The organism is Duganella sp. HH101 (assembly GCF_001758795.1).
Classification (GTDB): domain Bacteria; phylum Pseudomonadota; class Gammaproteobacteria; order Burkholderiales; family Burkholderiaceae_D; genus Rugamonas; species Rugamonas rivuli.
In genome coordinates this window covers 20,328-34,851 of the sequence record NZ_LRON01000027.1, presented here as the reverse complement: position 1 = coordinate 34,851, position 14,524 = coordinate 20,328, and the positions used below count along the sequence as shown (strand labels likewise).

Here is a 14,524-nt window from a genome sequence, read left to right as displayed (position 1 = left end):
GATTACTTGAACTTGTAGCTGGCCGTCAGCTGAACGAAGCGGCCCAGCTGGCTGTGGTAGGAGGTGCCATAGCCTTGCAGGTAAGCGATCTGGCTGGCGTCCATCGGCGCTTCCTTGTTGGCCAGGTTCTGCACCGACAGCGACAGCTCCAGATTGCGCCAGCCCTTGTAGCGGATGAAGGCACTGGCCGTCAGCCACGAGTGGACATCGCAATACTGCGGCGTCGCGGCCTGGAAGGAGCACACCGCGTCAGGCGTGCTCTTGATCGAATAGCCGCCCACGTAGTTCCAGTTGAGGCTGGCGTCCCACGGGCCGCGATCCCAGGCCACGCCGGCGCGGCCGCGGTTCTTCGGCTGCAGGTAGTAGCCGACGTAGTCGACCGGATCCTCGCCCGGATTGCCGCTGCTCAGGTAGCTGTTCATGCGGTTGTAGCTGGCGCTGAGCGAGAAGCGGCCCCAGTCGCCGACGCTGAAGCTGCCGCGCGCATCGACGTCGACGCCGCGCGTCTGCGTCGACGACAGGTTGGCGGTGATCAGGCTCAGGTGGTCGAGCTTGCCGCTGACCGGGTTGCGCACAATGCGGTCGGCATACTGGCCCTCATGCTCCAGCAGATAGCTGGCGCTGATGGTGGAGAGCTCGTCGCGGCGCTTGATGTGGTAGGCATCCACCGACAGCGACCAGCCCGGCACCGGCTCGGCGACGAAGCCTATCGTCACGCTCTTGGATTTCTCCGCCTGGATGTCGGGATTGGCGCCGGTGGTGAAGGCCACGTAGCGTTCGCAATCGTCGTTGGTGGAACTGAACACCGGGCAGCGCTTGGGATCGAGCACCTTGCTGTAGCCGTTGGTGTTCCCGGCATGCAGCTCCGGCAGCGATGGCGCGCGGAAGCCTTCGGCATACGTGCTGCGCAAGGCCAGCTGCGGCAGCGGACGCCATTTGATGCCGGCCTTGGGCGTGAACGCCGAACCGAAATCGCTGTAGCGGTCGGAGCGCGCGGCCAGGCTCAGCTCGACGGACTTGAGCACCGGCGCCGACAACTCGCCATATGCGGCGGTCACGCTGCGCGAACCGTTGGAGCCGGTCATGCCGATCAGCTGGATGGAACCGTCGGTGAACAGCGGATCCGGCGTGGCGTCGAATTTCTCGCGGCGGTACTCGGCGCCGACCGCGATCGACAGCGCGCCGCCCGGCAGCGTGTACAGCTCGCGGTTGCCGTGCAGGTCGACGCTGCTGGTGCTGGTGTCGGCGTGGTTGTCCAGCTGCGGATACAGGCGGCCCATCAGCCCGGCATCGTTTTTGGCGGGCTGGTGCAGCAGGAAGCTTTTGCGCACCAGGCCGTCGGCATCGAGCACGTCGTTGATCAGCACCTTGTCCTGGATGTAGCCGCGATAGCTGGTGTCGGTCAGCGAGCGCGAGAACATCGCCGCGCCTTCCACGTCCCACTTGCCCACGGTGCCGCGCGCGCCCAGCGTGGCGCGCACGTTGCGGCTCTCGCTGCGGATGGTGGTCGGGATGTCGTTGAACACATAGCGCACGCCGACCGTCTTGCCCCACTGGTTTTGCGGATGGTCGGCCGGCAGCAGCAGATAGCTGATGGTGGTGCCGGGCGCGTTGCCGTACAGGCCGTACTTGTCGACCAGGTCGTTGGTGTAGGCGCCGTAGGAGTTGGTGGCGTAGCTGTACATGCCGGATGCCTGGCGGCTGCGGCTGAGCGCGGCGTCGCCGAACATTTCCCAGCCCTGGCCCAGGTCGTAGGTCAGCGCGCTGTAGGCGTTGTCGCGCTGGCTCTTCGATTGCAGCGTGACGGCGGTGGTGTTGTCGTTGACGCAGCGGCCGTTCAGCGGCGAGCCCGCATCGACCAGCGGCGGGCAATCGCCGATGATGCCGAGGAAGCTGCCGCCGGTGGTGCCGGACGCGATGTAAGCGTTGCTGGAGAAGGAGGAGCGGCGGTCGCTCAGGCCGAGGCGGCGGAAGTCGGAGTCCTTGGTGCGCGGGCGGGCGTTGACCAGCACCGGGCTGCTGTCGCGATGGGACAGGCTCAGCAGCCAGTTGTAGCCGTCCTGCGCCAGCGTGCCCTTGCCGTAGGTGAGGCCGATGGCGCCGGTGTTGCCGTCGTGGTAGGCCGAGGTGCCGGCCGAGGCCGTCACGCCCAGGCCCTCGTAGTTCTTGCGCAGGATGATGTTGATCACGCCGCCGATGGCGTCGGCGCCGTAGATGGCCGAGGCGCCGTCCAGCAGCACTTCGATGCGGTCGATGGCGTCGACCGGGATGGCGTTGGTGTCGACAAACGAGGCCGAACCGAAGCCGAACGGGGCCACGCGGCGGCCGTTGATCAGGGTCAGCGTCGCGCCCGCGCCGAGGCCGCGCAGCGAAACGCCGGACGAGCCGAAGGCCTGGCCGGGCGTGCCCTCGCTGGTGTAGCCGCCGGCATTGCCGGACGGCAGATCGCGCAGCACGTCGGTGACGGTGGCCGCGCCCGAACGGGCGATCTGCTCGGCCGTGATAAGCTGCACGGCCGACGCGGTTTCGGCATCGACGCGCTTGATGCGCGAACCGGTGATCTCCACGCGCGGCGGCGCGCCGGCGTTGGCGTCAGCGCCGCTCTGGGCAGCGGCGTACAAGGGTGCGGCGCCGGCGCACAGCAGCGCGACGGCTCGAACGATAGGGCGAATTTGCGACATGAACACTCCGTTGTGTGACAGTTTGATGAATTCCCTGAAACTGTCTGGAGTGTGTTGGGTCGTCGTGCCGAGGTCACGGACGGAACTGCTGTTTTTGTACTATCCGGCTCGCATTCCCATGCCGCAGTGCAAACTGTGGGATGCAGGCCACGCCATCGCCGGCAGTCGGCACTAACGCGCCGCCCCGCTCAACATGGGCCTCGGCTTGCCGCGCGGCCCGCGCAGCGCCGGCGTGTTGGCGCGGCTGCCATCCTTCAGCTGGAACACGCTGACCAGCTGCGACAACGTGGCGGCCTGCTCCTGCAAACCCTGGGCGGCGGACGCCGCCTGCTGCACCAGCTCGGCGTTCTGCTGGGTCACGGTATCCATCTGCGAAATGGCCTGGTTCACCTGCTCGATGCCGGAACTCTGCTCGCGGCTGGCGTGGCTGATTTCCGCCATCACGCCGGCCATGCCCTGCACGCTCGCCAGCACCTCGTTCATGGTCGCGCCGGCTTCGGCCACCAGCTTGCTGCCGATCTCGACCTGGCCGACCGATTCGCCGATCAGCTCCTTGATCTCCTTGGCCGATGCGGCCGAGCGCTGCGCCAGGTTGCGCACTTCCGTCGCCACCACCGCGAAGCCCCGTCCCTGCTCGCCCGCGCGGGCCGCCTCGACGGCCGCGTTCAACGCCAGGATATTGGTCTGGAAAGCGATGCCGTCGATGACGGCGATGATGTCGGCGATCTTGCGCGACGAGGTGTTGATCGCGCCCATGGTGTCGACCACCTGCGCCACCACCGCGCTGCCCTTCTGCGCCACGCTGGCGGCGTCCGTGGCCAGCTGCTTGGCCTGGGCCGAGTTGTCGGCGTTGTGGCGCACGGTCGAGGTCAGCTCCTCCATCGAGGCGGCCGTCTCCTCCAGCGAACTGGCCTGCTGCTCGGTGCGCGAGGACAGGTCCAGGTTGCCGGCGGCGATTTGGCCGGAGGCGCTGGCGATGACGCCGGTGGCGCCGCGCACTTCGCCGACGATCTTCTCCAGGTTGTCGCGCATGGTGCGCATGCCGAACAGCAGGCTGCTGTTGTCGCCGGCCCGGGTCTCGACGGTGACGCCAAGGTCGCCGGCGGCGATCTGGCTGACGATGCCGGTGGCGTAGTCCGGCTCGCCTCCCAGGCTGCGCGTCAGCCAGCGCGTGATCAGCAACGCGCCGACGGCGCCGAACGCCACGCTTCCGGCCATCAGCACCAGTATCCATAGCCGCGACGAGGCGTAGCGGAGGTCGCCCTCCACCGCCTCCTGCTTGCCGCCGTCGGTGTAGAAATCGACCAGTTGGTCGACCTGGCCGCGCAGCGCCACGATCAGCTTGTTCGACTCGCCGCGGATCAGCGCCCTGGCCTTGTCGTCGTCCCTGGCGCGGGCGGCGGCGCGGATCTTGGCGTCCTCCTGCATGTAGCGGCCCCACAGCTCGACGAAATTGGCGTACTTGGCGCGCTCCTCGGGGGAGACCGCCAGCGCCGTGTAGTCATCCTGCATTTTCTTCAAGTCCTCCAGGTCCTTGGCGATCACCTGGTCGTACTTGTCCATGTCCGCCGGGCTGGACGAAATGATGTATTGCAGCTCACGGGTGCGGATGCGCGCGATCTGCGATTTGATGTCCTCGATCACCCGGATGCTGGGCATCCAGCGCGCTGAAAAACGCTTGGCCGTATTATTCACCTGGGATAGTTCCCAAATTGAAAATACTCCCACCAGTACGGTCATCGCCAATACTGACGAGAATGCCAGACCTAGCTTCTGCGCCAGGCGCAGGGAATTAAACCATTTCATTTTGCTAGTCCTTCAACGTCTATTTTGATAGTAACTTCCGCAAAGCGGGCTGAGTCAGTTTTGAATCATAGCGCATGCCATGCTCAACACCCAGCGGGCATTTCTTGCTTGTTGACCGTCCGCAACACATTGTTTCTAAAGCATTTTCATAATTACACCAGGTGAAATTTTAGTTTCCAAATCCCATTAAATACAACAGTTCAATTCGTTTGACAGCATTAGAATATCCGCTCCCCCACCGCCCTGCCACTCCTTAAACAAAAGGAACTCTTATGTCTACGTCATTGAATAAAAGTGAGAATGTCACTATTTGCGCTGCTGATATATCTTGGGGAGATGATTTAAATAACATATATCAAATTATCAGCCGCCGATTTAATGACTTTAATGAAAACGGTTTTTACGCCCACCCGGAGGAAGTGGCGCTGCGCGCCGAGCTGGGCGAAGTCGGTGCGCTGCGCCGGCTGACGCGGCAGCTGCGCGCCGCCGGCAGCAACGGCGTCGCCCTGAGCGGCCTCGGCCTGCAAGGCTTGAGCGAGGACCGCCGCAACGCCGCGCTGTACGCGATCACGCTGATGCTGGGCTACCCCACCTCCACCGACCAGCGCACCGGCCGCGTGGCCTGGGACGTCAAGGCGCGGCCGGGCGCGCACAGCGACGCCCGCTTCACCACCTTCTCCGAGCGCGTCGGCAGCGCCGACATGCACACCGATTCCTCGTTCTATCCGATGCCGGAGGAGCAGTTCATCCTGTACGTGGTGCAGGCGGCCGACTGCCAGGGCGGCCACTCGCTGCTGATCGACGGCGAGGACATTTACCGGACGCTGCAGCAAACCGCCGCCGGCCGCGACGCCTACGAGCTGCTGAGCAGCACGCCGGTGCCGTTCCGCGTGCCGGCCGTGTACGCGGCTGGCGACGCCGCCATCGAGCACCACGTGGCGCGGGTGTTCGACGCGCCGCGCCGCGACGGCGACCGCTTCACGCTGCGCTGGCGCTACGACGCCATCCAGAAAGGCCTGGCCGTGCGGCCCGACCTCAGTTCGCCGGCGGTGGTGGACGCGCTGGCGCTGATGAACGAAGTGGCCGAGCACAGCGCGCCGCGCTTCAAGCAGCAGCTGGCCACCGACACGCTGCTGTGGGCCGACAACCACCGCATGCTGCACGGCCGCACCACCTACGAGGACGAGCGCCGCCACCTGATCCGCATCCGCATGTCCGACGTGCCCAACGCCGAACGCATCGGCCCGTCCGGCGTGGTGCGCGATTGAGCACGGTGGACGCCTGCGCTGCGGCGGAGACCGGCCTGCCGCCGGCCGAGCGCACCTGGGCCATGCTGTCGCTGATGACCGGCGTGGCGCTGGCCTCGCTGGACACGGCGATCGCCAACACCGCGCTGCCGGCCATGGCGCAGCAGCTGCACGCGACGCCGGCGGCGTCGGTGTGGATCGTCAACGCTTATCAACTGGCGATGGTGGCGACGCTGCTGCCCTTGGCCGCACTGGGCGAGATCGCCGGCTACCGCCGCGTCGCCATCGGCGGGCTGGCGCTGTTCACGGCCGCCTCGCTGGCCTGCGCGCTGGCGTGGTCGCTGCCGGCGCTGGTGGCGGCGCGGCTGCTGCAAGGCCTGGGCGCCAGCGCCATGATGGCCGTCAGCACCGCGCTGATACGCGCCATCTACCCGCCCGAGCGCCAGGGCCAGGGTTTCGGCACCAACGCGCTGGTGGTGGCGGTGGCCTTCGCGGTGGGGCCGACGGTGGCCTCGGTGATCCTGTCCGTGTCGTCATGGCCGTGGCTGTTCGCGATCAACGTGCCGCTGGGCGTGCTGGCGCTGGCCGCCGCTGGGCGGGCGCTGCCGCACACGGCGCGCGCGGCGCATAGGCTGGACTTGCCGGCGGCGCTGTACAACGTCGGCGCCTTCGGCCTGCTGATCCTGGCGCTGGGCGAGGCCGCCCATGGCGCCGCACCGGCGCGGCTGCCGTTCGAACTCGGCGCCGCCGCGCTGTGCTGGCTGCTGCTGCTGCGCCGCCAGCGCGGCCACGCGGCGCCGCTGTTTCCGGTGGACCTGTTCCGCCGGCCGATGTTCGCGCTGTCGGCGCTGACGGCCTTCTGTACCTTCGCGGTGCAGGGCCTGGCCTTCGTCTCGCTGCCGTTTTTCTTCGAACACACGCTGGGCCGTTCGCCGATCGACACCGGCTTCCTGATGACGCCGTGGCCGGTGCTGGTCGCGGTGATGGGGCCGCTTGCCGGCAGGCTCAGCGACCGCTACGCCGCCGGCACGCTGGGCGGCATCGGCCTGGTGGTGTTATGCGCCGGCGCGCTGCTGCTGGCGACGCTGCCGGCGCACGCGTCGGCCTTCGACATCGGTTGGCGGATGGCCTTGTGCGGCCTGGGTTTCGGCTGCTTCCAGGCGCCGAACATGAAGGCCATCATGGGCAGCGCGCCGCGCGCGCGGGCCGGCAGCGCCAGCGGCATCGTCGCCACCGCGCGCCTGAGCGGCCAGGCCACCGGCGCGGCGCTGGTGGCGTTTTGCTTCACGCTGTCCGGCACGCAGGGCCCGGCGTATGCGCTGGCGACGGCGGCCGGCTTCGCCGCGGTGGGCGCGGTGGTGAGTTTTTCGCGCCAGCTGTTGAAGACCGCCTAGTTGCCGCGCTGCTGGCGGAAGCGGGCCGGCGGCGTGCCGAAGTGGCGGCTGAAGGTGCGCGACAGATGGCTGGCGTCGTGGAAGCCGCAGGCTTCGGCGATGTCGCCCATCGGCCGGCCGCCGGCCAGCAGCATGGTGCGCGCCTGCTCCAGCCGCATCTTCATCAGGTAGCGGTGCGGCGGCAGGCCCAGCGCCAGATGGAACTCGCGCGAGAAATGCGCCTCGCTCATGCCGCACAGCGCCGCCAGGTCGCGGTTGCTGACGCCGGTGGCCAGGTTGGCGCCCATGTGGGTCAGCACGCGGCGCAGGCGTCCGCCGCCCAGCGTGCTGGACTGCGGCGCCGCCGCCGGCCGGCTGTAATGCTCCAGCAGATAGCTCAGCAGCGCCACCATCATGCCGTCGCAATACTGCGACTGCAGCGGCCCGGCCAGCGCGTCGGCGTTGAGCATGCGGCGCACCAGTTCCATCACGTGGCGGTCCGAGGTGAACTGCTGGGCGCCCAGGCTGAGCGGCGTTGCGCGCTGCGCGTTCAGGCTGTCGATCAGCGCGGCCGGCACGAACAGGTTGACGATGTCGCAGCTGCTCAGGCGGCTCCACTGGCTGGAGCCGCTGGGCGGACAGATGCGGAAGCGTTCGGCCGCGATCACCCCGCCCCACACCGGCTGGCCGTGCAGCCAGATGCGGGCGTCGACCGGCTCCAGCATGATGGCGATGCGGTAATCGTTGGGATGGGAGCTGATGGTCTGGATCATCGAATCCGGCTGGTTGCTGGTCCAGCGCACGATGGAGGCCTTGGAGCTGGGCAAGGGGCCGATGCAGGTATGCAGCGGCGTATGCACGCCACTGCGCAGGAACCAGTCTTTCAACACTTCGGTATTGTCTATCGCGGTACCCATGGGCTCGTCCAGGCTTATGGCGGAGAACCGATTATCGAGCGCGGCAGTCTTGATGTCAAATCACTAATTCGTCGAATTGCCCGTCCTGGCATGCTCCAGCCGCTTGAAACACGCCGGGTGGCGGCCGAAGCTGGGGCGATCGCCACCAATGCGTCAGCGCACGCACGCCATGCGCACGGGGGACTGGAGCATATGTTCCGGCTGCTGGACCGGATCGGCACGCATGGTTTCCACCCGGCTGAGTTTGAATTCGACGGTCGGCGGAACCTGCCAGGCAGGCGCCGACAATGATCACATCGCGGCTGATGACACTTTCAGCCGTACTTATGCAAGTCCCTCTGGGGGGCGGCCTATTCTTGCATTGCCATCTTGACGACACAAGAGCCCAGCGGCGCAGCGCTGTAATGCGTATTGCCATTGACCGCCCCGCCCGAAGCAAAGCCATTGAGCAGGATTCAAGCTCCGATTGAGAACGATGCGCCGGTCGAGCAAGTCACTGCAAGGTCATCTCTTTTTTACTCCCAACCGTGCCAATTTTGCTTGAATTGTCCTGGTTAAAGCGAGCGCACTGGAAAGTGATTTCGAAGTAATGTCGGCGCCATGTTTAAACCATGCTGCGACGAGTGCTTCCGCATCGGGAACTGAAATCCCAAACTTCAACACAATTACATTCACGCAATCGCTCGCGGCCAGATCATCGATATGAGCGCTAAACTTTTTAAGGGTAAGCTTCAAATTCGACGCATGCTCTGCCAGCGCCGCAGCCATTTGCCGGCGGGCTAACACCTCTATTTCATCGAGTTTGCAAACACGAATAAGCGCTTTCCCCTCGTATGTCTCGCCCTTATAGGTCCAGTTTTCGGAAATTGTAATATGCTCCGAATAATGATGGAAATATGGATGAACCCAAAAAAAATCGGTAGCGATCACGGGGTAGTCGGATAAAACCAACGACCTGATAAAAAGCGGATCAAACGTAGTTTTTGATGAATTGCACTGCTTGCAGGTAATTATAATGTTTTTAGGTTCAAAGCAAAACTGCTCGTAGCCGTATGTATGGTAGCGGTCAGAAAAAATGCTTGTAAATCCGGTGGTGATGTCAACATATGGCGAGGCATGTTTGGGAAGGATATGTTCGAGCTCGCGAAGGCCATTTTGATCCGCAAAAATCGGCGTCTGACAATAGGCGCATCTAAAATGTTGTATTTTAAGCAACTCAGAGCGAAGATCAGTGATCCCGTCAAGTTTCGTACTCCACTCCAATGTTCCGTGCGCACGCACCCGGCTTACTAAAGCTGAAGATAAATTACCTATCGATAAACTTTCGCACAAGACTCTGGTTGGTATCAAGGATGGCATTTTTTACCCAAAAGACGCTGCATCAGAAATAATATCCATTAAAATTTCGCGCATGATGTCGTACGCCGGCAGTTTTAGAAAATCTATTTTCAACATCTCCACAATTTCCCTGAGTTGAGCGGCGTTTTCCAATCTTCCTTCGCTGAGTATTCGCAATGCCAAATCTGCGCGCTCCACAAATTCCGGCGCCCTGGTGGAGTTCATGCCAAAAACATCCTGATACACATCGTTTGCAGCCCAACCGTAAGATGGCGCAACAACTGAGTTATGCACCTTCCATTGGTCGTCTTTATCGAGATGGACCATTTTCAGCGAGCGCACATTTCCCATGGTTTCAGAAAGTCCTGAAGCGATAAATGGCGAATGTGTAGCAATGACGGCATGGCAGTGATTACGGGAATTCATCACTTCGCTGAGCACTTGGATATATTCGCGTTGCCAGCTTGGATGCAAACTATTTTCCGGCTCGTCGATCAATACCAGACTGTAATCCTGCAGTTCAAGTGTGAGACCGGCCAGGCTGGACAGCCAATTCCACTGTCCGGAACTTAAATCACTGTCGCGAACCGCATCCTTGGCCAGCATCGGCAGAGCGGCCTCGTCCATTTTGGCTAAATTCAGCCCCTCTACCTCGACAAGTCCCAAATCAATTGCGCAACGCCAATCACTAAGGCTTTTCCAGACCGCATTTTTGCGGCTTATTTTGTGCGCATCCGGAGTAAGCCAGAACGCAATTTGGCTTTCATGTAGCTCTTCGAGCAAGTGCATGACGCCCGCGGAAACGTCTTCGTTTTGCAGCTGCTCGATAAAGAATTCCATCTGCTTCAACCACCTTATTGTCACTACCCGCGATGCGCCAAGCTCATTGAGTTTCTCCGGCAAACCGCGCACGTATGCTTCATACCGCAATCGGGACATGACAGGCGCGCCAGCCTTTGCCGTCTTCACATTCAAGTAGTTGGGCCGTTTCACGCGAATTCCGAGTGCAGGCTGAAGCTTGAGGTGATTGAACACCCGAGTAAGCGGTATGGACTGCTCCAGCAGCCGGTCGGCGTAACGGATGAACACGGAGGATAGCGTTTTCTCGTTCTGCGTCGTACCGACAACCCCATTGGCGGCACGTTGCCCTAAGTAGACATATCCCTTTTTTTCGTAGGCATTCATGCTTTTTTTATGCCAATCTCGCGTGCCGCCTCGCGGAAATCGGTCAAACGGTGTTCCTGAAATCGCGATCACCTTTTTTGGCGCGGCCTCGCCGTTGAGATTCAAAGAGCAACGGATACCTGGGTGGCCATGTCCTTTATACACTTTTGAAAATAGACCTGCCTCGACAAGAAGGCGTAACAAGAGACTTTTTTTAGTCCCATTTTCGCCTATAAACACAGTTATCCAATTATTCGCATCGTTTTCCTCATCCATTATCTGAAAAGGAGATTCGAACGAAGCCAAACTCACATCCAAAGAGAGAACTTTCATTGATTATATTTCCCGCAATATTGACCCGCTCACTAACTTGTTCATCTGGAAGTGGGCTTACTCAACACAGACGCTTTTTATGATTGTAGCCATCTGGCTAGAATATCATCTTGCCTCACGGGAAAATACGCGATTTGTCACGTGGGCACCGAAGTTCCAGAGAAGTCTATCCGCATGTTCAATCACGCTCAGGATCGCCCGTCCACCGGGCAGCCGGCAGCATGTGCCAGCCCAGCTGGCGTCGGATCTCTTCCTGCGCCGGCGGCGGCTCGCAGGATTGCTGTGTACGGCGTTCCATGTACGCGCGAACGGACTCTTTGGTGGGATGCGTGATATCGGTCATGATGCGCCGCCGGGGATGTGGTCCGGCGCCTCGGCAAATTTCAAGTCCCCATGTATGCCGACGCGGGTCTCGAAGGTTTGCTCCTGCCGGCTCGGCGTCTGTTTCGATACAGGCAATTTGCTCATCAAGGTGTTTGAAATGGGTATGCAGTCGTTCCAGTACGCGTACCAGCGATTCGCGCACGCGGTGCAGTGCGGACAGCGTTTGCTGAGCTTCGTTTTTTACGTGACGAAGCGCATTGAAGGGGGATTGGCAGCCTCACAGATGGCTTCTGTACCAACGAAATCATTCTTATTGCTTTTAAACCGGGGCGAAATGAGCTTGGCCTCGTGTCCCAGGCCGATCATTGTCGCGCCATGTAGTGAGCGCCGGCGCAGGCTTCCATCACAATCGTGCAAGGACGGAAATTGGCCAGGGGGGTCAGTGTCACGGCTTCCATGATGGTCTCCTCAGAAATGAAAACACCCTATAAGTTTAGTAACTGATAGGGTGGAGGGTGACCATCTCAATAGCCCCCCGCGCGCTCGGCGCTCCGGGCCGGGTTGGCGTGCGCGACTTCAGCCAGCAAGCCGCTTCTTGCGGTCCTGAAGGGGTGGATGCGTATCGAATACGCTGATGGCTCCCTCCTCACTCTCGGCCAACAAGGAAAGTGCGGAAATCATTTTCTGGCGCGATGTCAATGCCGCGCCATCTGCGTCCGCAGCAAATTCACGCTCCCTGCTGTAGGCAAAGTATGCCCGGTTCAGCAAATGGTTTAAGGTGAAGTAAGCGAGGATCACGCCCACCGGCCAAGCCAACACGGGAAGAAAAGCCTGAAACACAGACTGCCAGCCATTCAGCTGGGTACCGACCTCAGGAAATATCAGCACCAGCAACAGAAGCAGCGCGCCCATGCCCAGGAGCACAATCGCGACATTTTTCAATAAGCTCTTCGATAGTTCGGACAGGATGTGTGGATAGACCCGTACGACGTGACTAAAGGCCAGAATGAAGGCCTTGTTTCTTGAGTCGCCATTTTTGAGATGGGCAATCTCATGCGCCGCGATCGCCATCAACTGCTGATCGTCAGCCACTTTCAGCAATTGGGAAGAGAAGGCAATCAAGGCCTTGCTGCCAAATACGGAAGAAATGGCGAAGGCGTTGGCTTCATTGCCAGGATAAGATCCAATCAACACCTCGCTATGCAGATGTGCTGCCAACGGCGCGAGACGCTGCCTGACATCCTTGCTGAGAGTGACCTGATATTCCGTGGACACCTTCGCGACAACATCGAGGAAGTATTGAATGGTGAGTAACAACGGCAGTCCTAGAACGACGCATAACAAGCTTGCTGACGACTGCAACCTGCCGGTGAAGCCCAAATTGTGGCAAAGCACCACAGTCACGACTGACAGCCCAAACACGGCCCAAAGCGCCGCAAGACTGTACTTAGCGAACTTGGCGTATGAATTAATATTGCCCATTTAAATTCTCAACCCCACAATAACCAGAAGTAGCCATACTAGCATGACCAAGGGAGAGTTGTCTTGCGGCAACGCAATGAAATGCTTCTCGCACGCCCTCCGAGGGGCTCTATGCGGAGCCTGGAAATGGTACCGGTAAGCGCGTAAGCGCACCCTCGGCGCGCCAGGCCGCGCGCTTCGGAGTGGGCTGGACTTGAAAGCCTAGCCCCTCGTTTCTGGCGGAAGCGGTGTCAGTGATTCTCCCTATGAAAAATTCGCGATTTTTTCATTTACCCACCTTTGCGCCCACCTGTTTCAAAATTTAATAATCTAATTCAAAAAATCAAATCAATTTCATTTGAAACCAATGAGATATCAACTTCCGCTTCCGCCCCATCTCGGACCTTCGTATTTATCTTTTAGATACCACCGCCGAAACCCGGAGCTGCTGTCGCTATTCGCCGGAATCAGCAAAAAATTCATACTTACCAATGTCGTATTCTGGTTTAAATTCATCATGGAAGAATGGCGCTTCCATCGTTACCTCGCAAGGCGCGGAGGCATTACAAATGACAATTTCCTCGCCCGCTGAATTGGAAATTTTTACGCCACTCTCAGCCTGAAAATAAGCGTCTTCACGAACAATAAGCTTCTCTATCGAAGCTATCCCCCCCAACTACAAGGTAGTTCTATCATCTGCGGAAGGTCGTCGGTTAAGGGTACAACATCGACTACAATGCTACCGACTTCATCCCAGTCTTTCAAGTCATGCATCTCGGACGTTACTCTCAACACGTTCCTATCGAATAAGAATAACCAAACGCTGGACATGCTGACATGAGTGGGGTACTCCCGTCTGTCGCAAGAAAATCCTTTTAATCCAGAATTTTTCAAAAGCTCAAAGGCAGCTTCCCCAACAATTGGGAAGCTTTCAAAATCATTCATTGCCTCTCCCGTTTAAAGCCATTCCAAGTCAAGGGCAGCTCCTGGCCGAAAGAAGTAACTATTTACCTGAATAGCCCGGCGGCCAAGAGCCGGCGAAATCATCTTTGCTGTCGTCTAGAGCCCCGCCATCCATCTTATATTTTGCCCACGCAAAGACACGCTGCATCGTGGCAGTACTTCTTTCATCGCCGTCGCACAGTTCTTCCATTCGGTTACTACAAAAATCGAGGTGTTCCCTGAAACCTTCACGACCACCGAAGTATAGATAGAACTCGTCCGCATCGATGCCGACACCAGATACTCCAAACGTACCAGCGATTCCTGGCGCGTTTTCATAGACTGCTGAAACATCTAGGCCTCTAAGCGCTGCACCGTTTACGATGATCTCGCAGAAATAGTCCTTTACTCCATTCGACACCCACAGATCCATGCAATCGTCGATGATAATTGGTGCACCCATACAAATCCTAACTCGTAAACGAAGAAGTCTAATTCATTCCGTTCGTTGATGGCCGAGTTCGGCCTATGAGGGCGAACGTAAAAAACGACCGGCTTTTACTTCCAAGAGTTTTATGAGATCAGGTTGCATGCACTCATAATCATCCGGAATATCGAGGCAGATAACGCGCTTCCCATTTAAATATGGACGGAATTTGAATGCGAGTCGATTCCGATGGGCTTTTTCCATCACAAATATGATGTTTGCCCAAGCTATTTGCTCAGACGACAGCGGTACAGTTGCATCACCACCCAACCCCGCCGAATCGGTCTCAACATCTGGCCAGACAGAGAATATCTGTTCAGCTGTCGGGCTTCTCAGACGGTTTTGGCTACAGATGAACAGTGCGCGCTTCAATCGATTTCAACCTCAAAGTATATTCTTAAATGTTGGGAACGGCAGCTACTGGCCGAAAACGGAATAGCCTCTTTCGAAC

General features: G+C 59.8%; 13 protein-coding genes and 1 pseudogene. 2 read left to right on the top strand and 12 right to left on the bottom strand.

Annotation, left to right across the window (positions count from 1 at the left end):
• Positions 1-2: 2 nt before the first annotated feature.
• The gene (locus DUGA2_RS28475) at positions 3-2,681 is read right to left on the bottom strand and encodes a TonB-dependent siderophore receptor (protein ID WP_070272784.1); all 2,679 of its coding nucleotides are present in this window, start codon (positions 2,679-2,681) and stop codon (positions 3-5) included.
• 171 nt (positions 2,682-2,852) lie between these two features.
• Entirely contained in the window at positions 2,853-4,487 is a 1,635-nt protein-coding gene (locus tag DUGA2_RS34870; RefSeq protein ID WP_071658993.1) for a methyl-accepting chemotaxis protein, read from the bottom strand.
• A gap of 419 nt (positions 4,488-4,906) precedes the next feature.
• Between DUGA2_RS34870 and DUGA2_RS28465 the strand changes: the two genes are divergently transcribed.
• Positions 4,907-5,755 (top strand): TauD/TfdA family dioxygenase, encoded by an 849-nt coding sequence (locus DUGA2_RS28465; protein WP_070272718.1) that lies wholly within the window; start codon positions 4,907-4,909, stop codon positions 5,753-5,755.
• Between the two features lie 62 nt (positions 5,756-5,817).
• A complete protein-coding gene (locus DUGA2_RS28460) occupies positions 5,818-7,128 on the top strand; it encodes an MFS transporter (RefSeq protein WP_083296520.1) in 1,311 nt (436 codons plus the stop codon).
• On the opposite strand, the gene DUGA2_RS28455 is transcribed toward DUGA2_RS28460, so the two are convergent.
• The 10 genes and pseudogenes from DUGA2_RS28455 to DUGA2_RS32985 all read right to left on the bottom strand — a co-directional run bounded on the left by DUGA2_RS28455 (position 7,125) and on the right by DUGA2_RS32985 (position 14,445).
• Positions 7,125-8,024: a helix-turn-helix domain-containing protein gene (locus DUGA2_RS28455; RefSeq protein ID WP_070272716.1), complete on the bottom strand. Its 900-nt coding sequence runs from the start codon at positions 8,022-8,024 to the stop codon at positions 7,125-7,127. The genes DUGA2_RS28460 and DUGA2_RS28455 overlap by 4 nt on opposite strands.
• 504 nt (positions 8,025-8,528) lie before the next feature.
• Positions 8,529-9,383, bottom strand: coding sequence for an HNH endonuclease (locus DUGA2_RS33840; RefSeq protein WP_141753410.1), 855 nt, complete (start codon positions 9,381-9,383; stop codon positions 8,529-8,531).
• Between the two features lie 3 nt (positions 9,384-9,386).
• The gene (locus DUGA2_RS28450; RefSeq protein ID WP_083296516.1) at positions 9,387-10,859 is read right to left on the bottom strand and encodes an AAA family ATPase; all 1,473 of its coding nucleotides are present in this window, start codon (positions 10,857-10,859) and stop codon (positions 9,387-9,389) included.
• A gap of 178 nt (positions 10,860-11,037) precedes the next feature.
• Positions 11,038-11,202, bottom strand: a complete 165-nt coding sequence (locus DUGA2_RS34125; protein WP_168167834.1) for a hypothetical protein — start codon at positions 11,200-11,202, stop codon at positions 11,038-11,040.
• Positions 11,199-11,327: a hypothetical protein gene (locus DUGA2_RS34865; RefSeq protein WP_286162327.1), complete on the bottom strand. Its 129-nt coding sequence runs from the start codon at positions 11,325-11,327 to the stop codon at positions 11,199-11,201. The genes DUGA2_RS34125 and DUGA2_RS34865 overlap by 4 nt, the downstream gene beginning before the upstream one ends.
• Positions 11,299-11,617, bottom strand: a pseudogene (locus DUGA2_RS33230) (IS110 family transposase); the annotation flags it as partial. The gene DUGA2_RS34865 and the pseudogene DUGA2_RS33230, both read right to left, overlap by 29 nt.
• A gap of 142 nt (positions 11,618-11,759) precedes the next feature.
• Entirely contained in the window at positions 11,760-12,665 is a 906-nt protein-coding gene (locus DUGA2_RS28445) for a M48 family metalloprotease (RefSeq protein ID WP_070272714.1), read from the bottom strand.
• Between the two features lie 642 nt (positions 12,666-13,307).
• A complete protein-coding gene (locus DUGA2_RS33835; protein ID WP_141753409.1) occupies positions 13,308-13,589 on the bottom strand; it encodes a hypothetical protein in 282 nt (93 codons plus the stop codon).
• Between the two features lie 58 nt (positions 13,590-13,647).
• On the bottom strand, positions 13,648-14,049 hold the full coding sequence (locus DUGA2_RS33830) for a hypothetical protein (RefSeq protein WP_141753408.1): 402 nt from the start codon (positions 14,047-14,049) through the stop codon (positions 13,648-13,650).
• Between the two features lie 63 nt (positions 14,050-14,112).
• Positions 14,113-14,445, bottom strand: coding sequence for a low molecular weight protein tyrosine phosphatase family protein (locus DUGA2_RS32985; protein ID WP_071658992.1), 333 nt, complete (start codon positions 14,443-14,445; stop codon positions 14,113-14,115).
• Between the last annotated feature and the right edge of the window lie 79 nt (positions 14,446-14,524).

Bases quoted from the DNA above. Each gene is read 5' to 3' on its own strand.
- DUGA2_RS28475 (WP_070272784.1), bottom strand. From the start codon at position 2,681: ATGTCGCAAATTCGCCCTATCGTTCGAGCCGTCGCGCTGCTGTGCGCC.
- DUGA2_RS34870 (WP_071658993.1), bottom strand. From the start codon at position 4,487: ATGAAATGGTTTAATTCCCTGCGCCTGGCGCAGAAGCTAGGTCTGGCA.
- DUGA2_RS28460 (WP_083296520.1), top strand. From the start codon at position 5,818: ATGCTGTCGCTGATGACCGGCGTGGCGCTGGCCTCGCTGGACACGGCG.
- DUGA2_RS28455 (WP_070272716.1), bottom strand. From the start codon at position 8,024: ATGGGTACCGCGATAGACAATACCGAAGTGTTGAAAGACTGGTTCCTG.
- DUGA2_RS33840 (WP_141753410.1), bottom strand. From the start codon at position 9,383: ATGCCATCCTTGATACCAACCAGAGTCTTGTGCGAAAGTTTATCGATA.
- DUGA2_RS28450 (WP_083296516.1), bottom strand. From the start codon at position 10,859: ATGAAAGTTCTCTCTTTGGATGTGAGTTTGGCTTCGTTCGAATCTCCT.
- DUGA2_RS34125 (WP_168167834.1), bottom strand. From the start codon at position 11,202: ATGACCGATATCACGCATCCCACCAAAGAGTCCGTTCGCGCGTACATG.
- DUGA2_RS34865 (WP_286162327.1), bottom strand. From the start codon at position 11,327: ATGAGCAAATTGCCTGTATCGAAACAGACGCCGAGCCGGCAGGAGCAA.
- DUGA2_RS28445 (WP_070272714.1), bottom strand. From the start codon at position 12,665: ATGGGCAATATTAATTCATACGCCAAGTTCGCTAAGTACAGTCTTGCG.
- DUGA2_RS33835 (WP_141753409.1), bottom strand. From the start codon at position 13,589: ATGAATGATTTTGAAAGCTTCCCAATTGTTGGGGAAGCTGCCTTTGAG.
- DUGA2_RS33830 (WP_141753408.1), bottom strand. From the start codon at position 14,049: ATGGGTGCACCAATTATCATCGACGATTGCATGGATCTGTGGGTGTCG.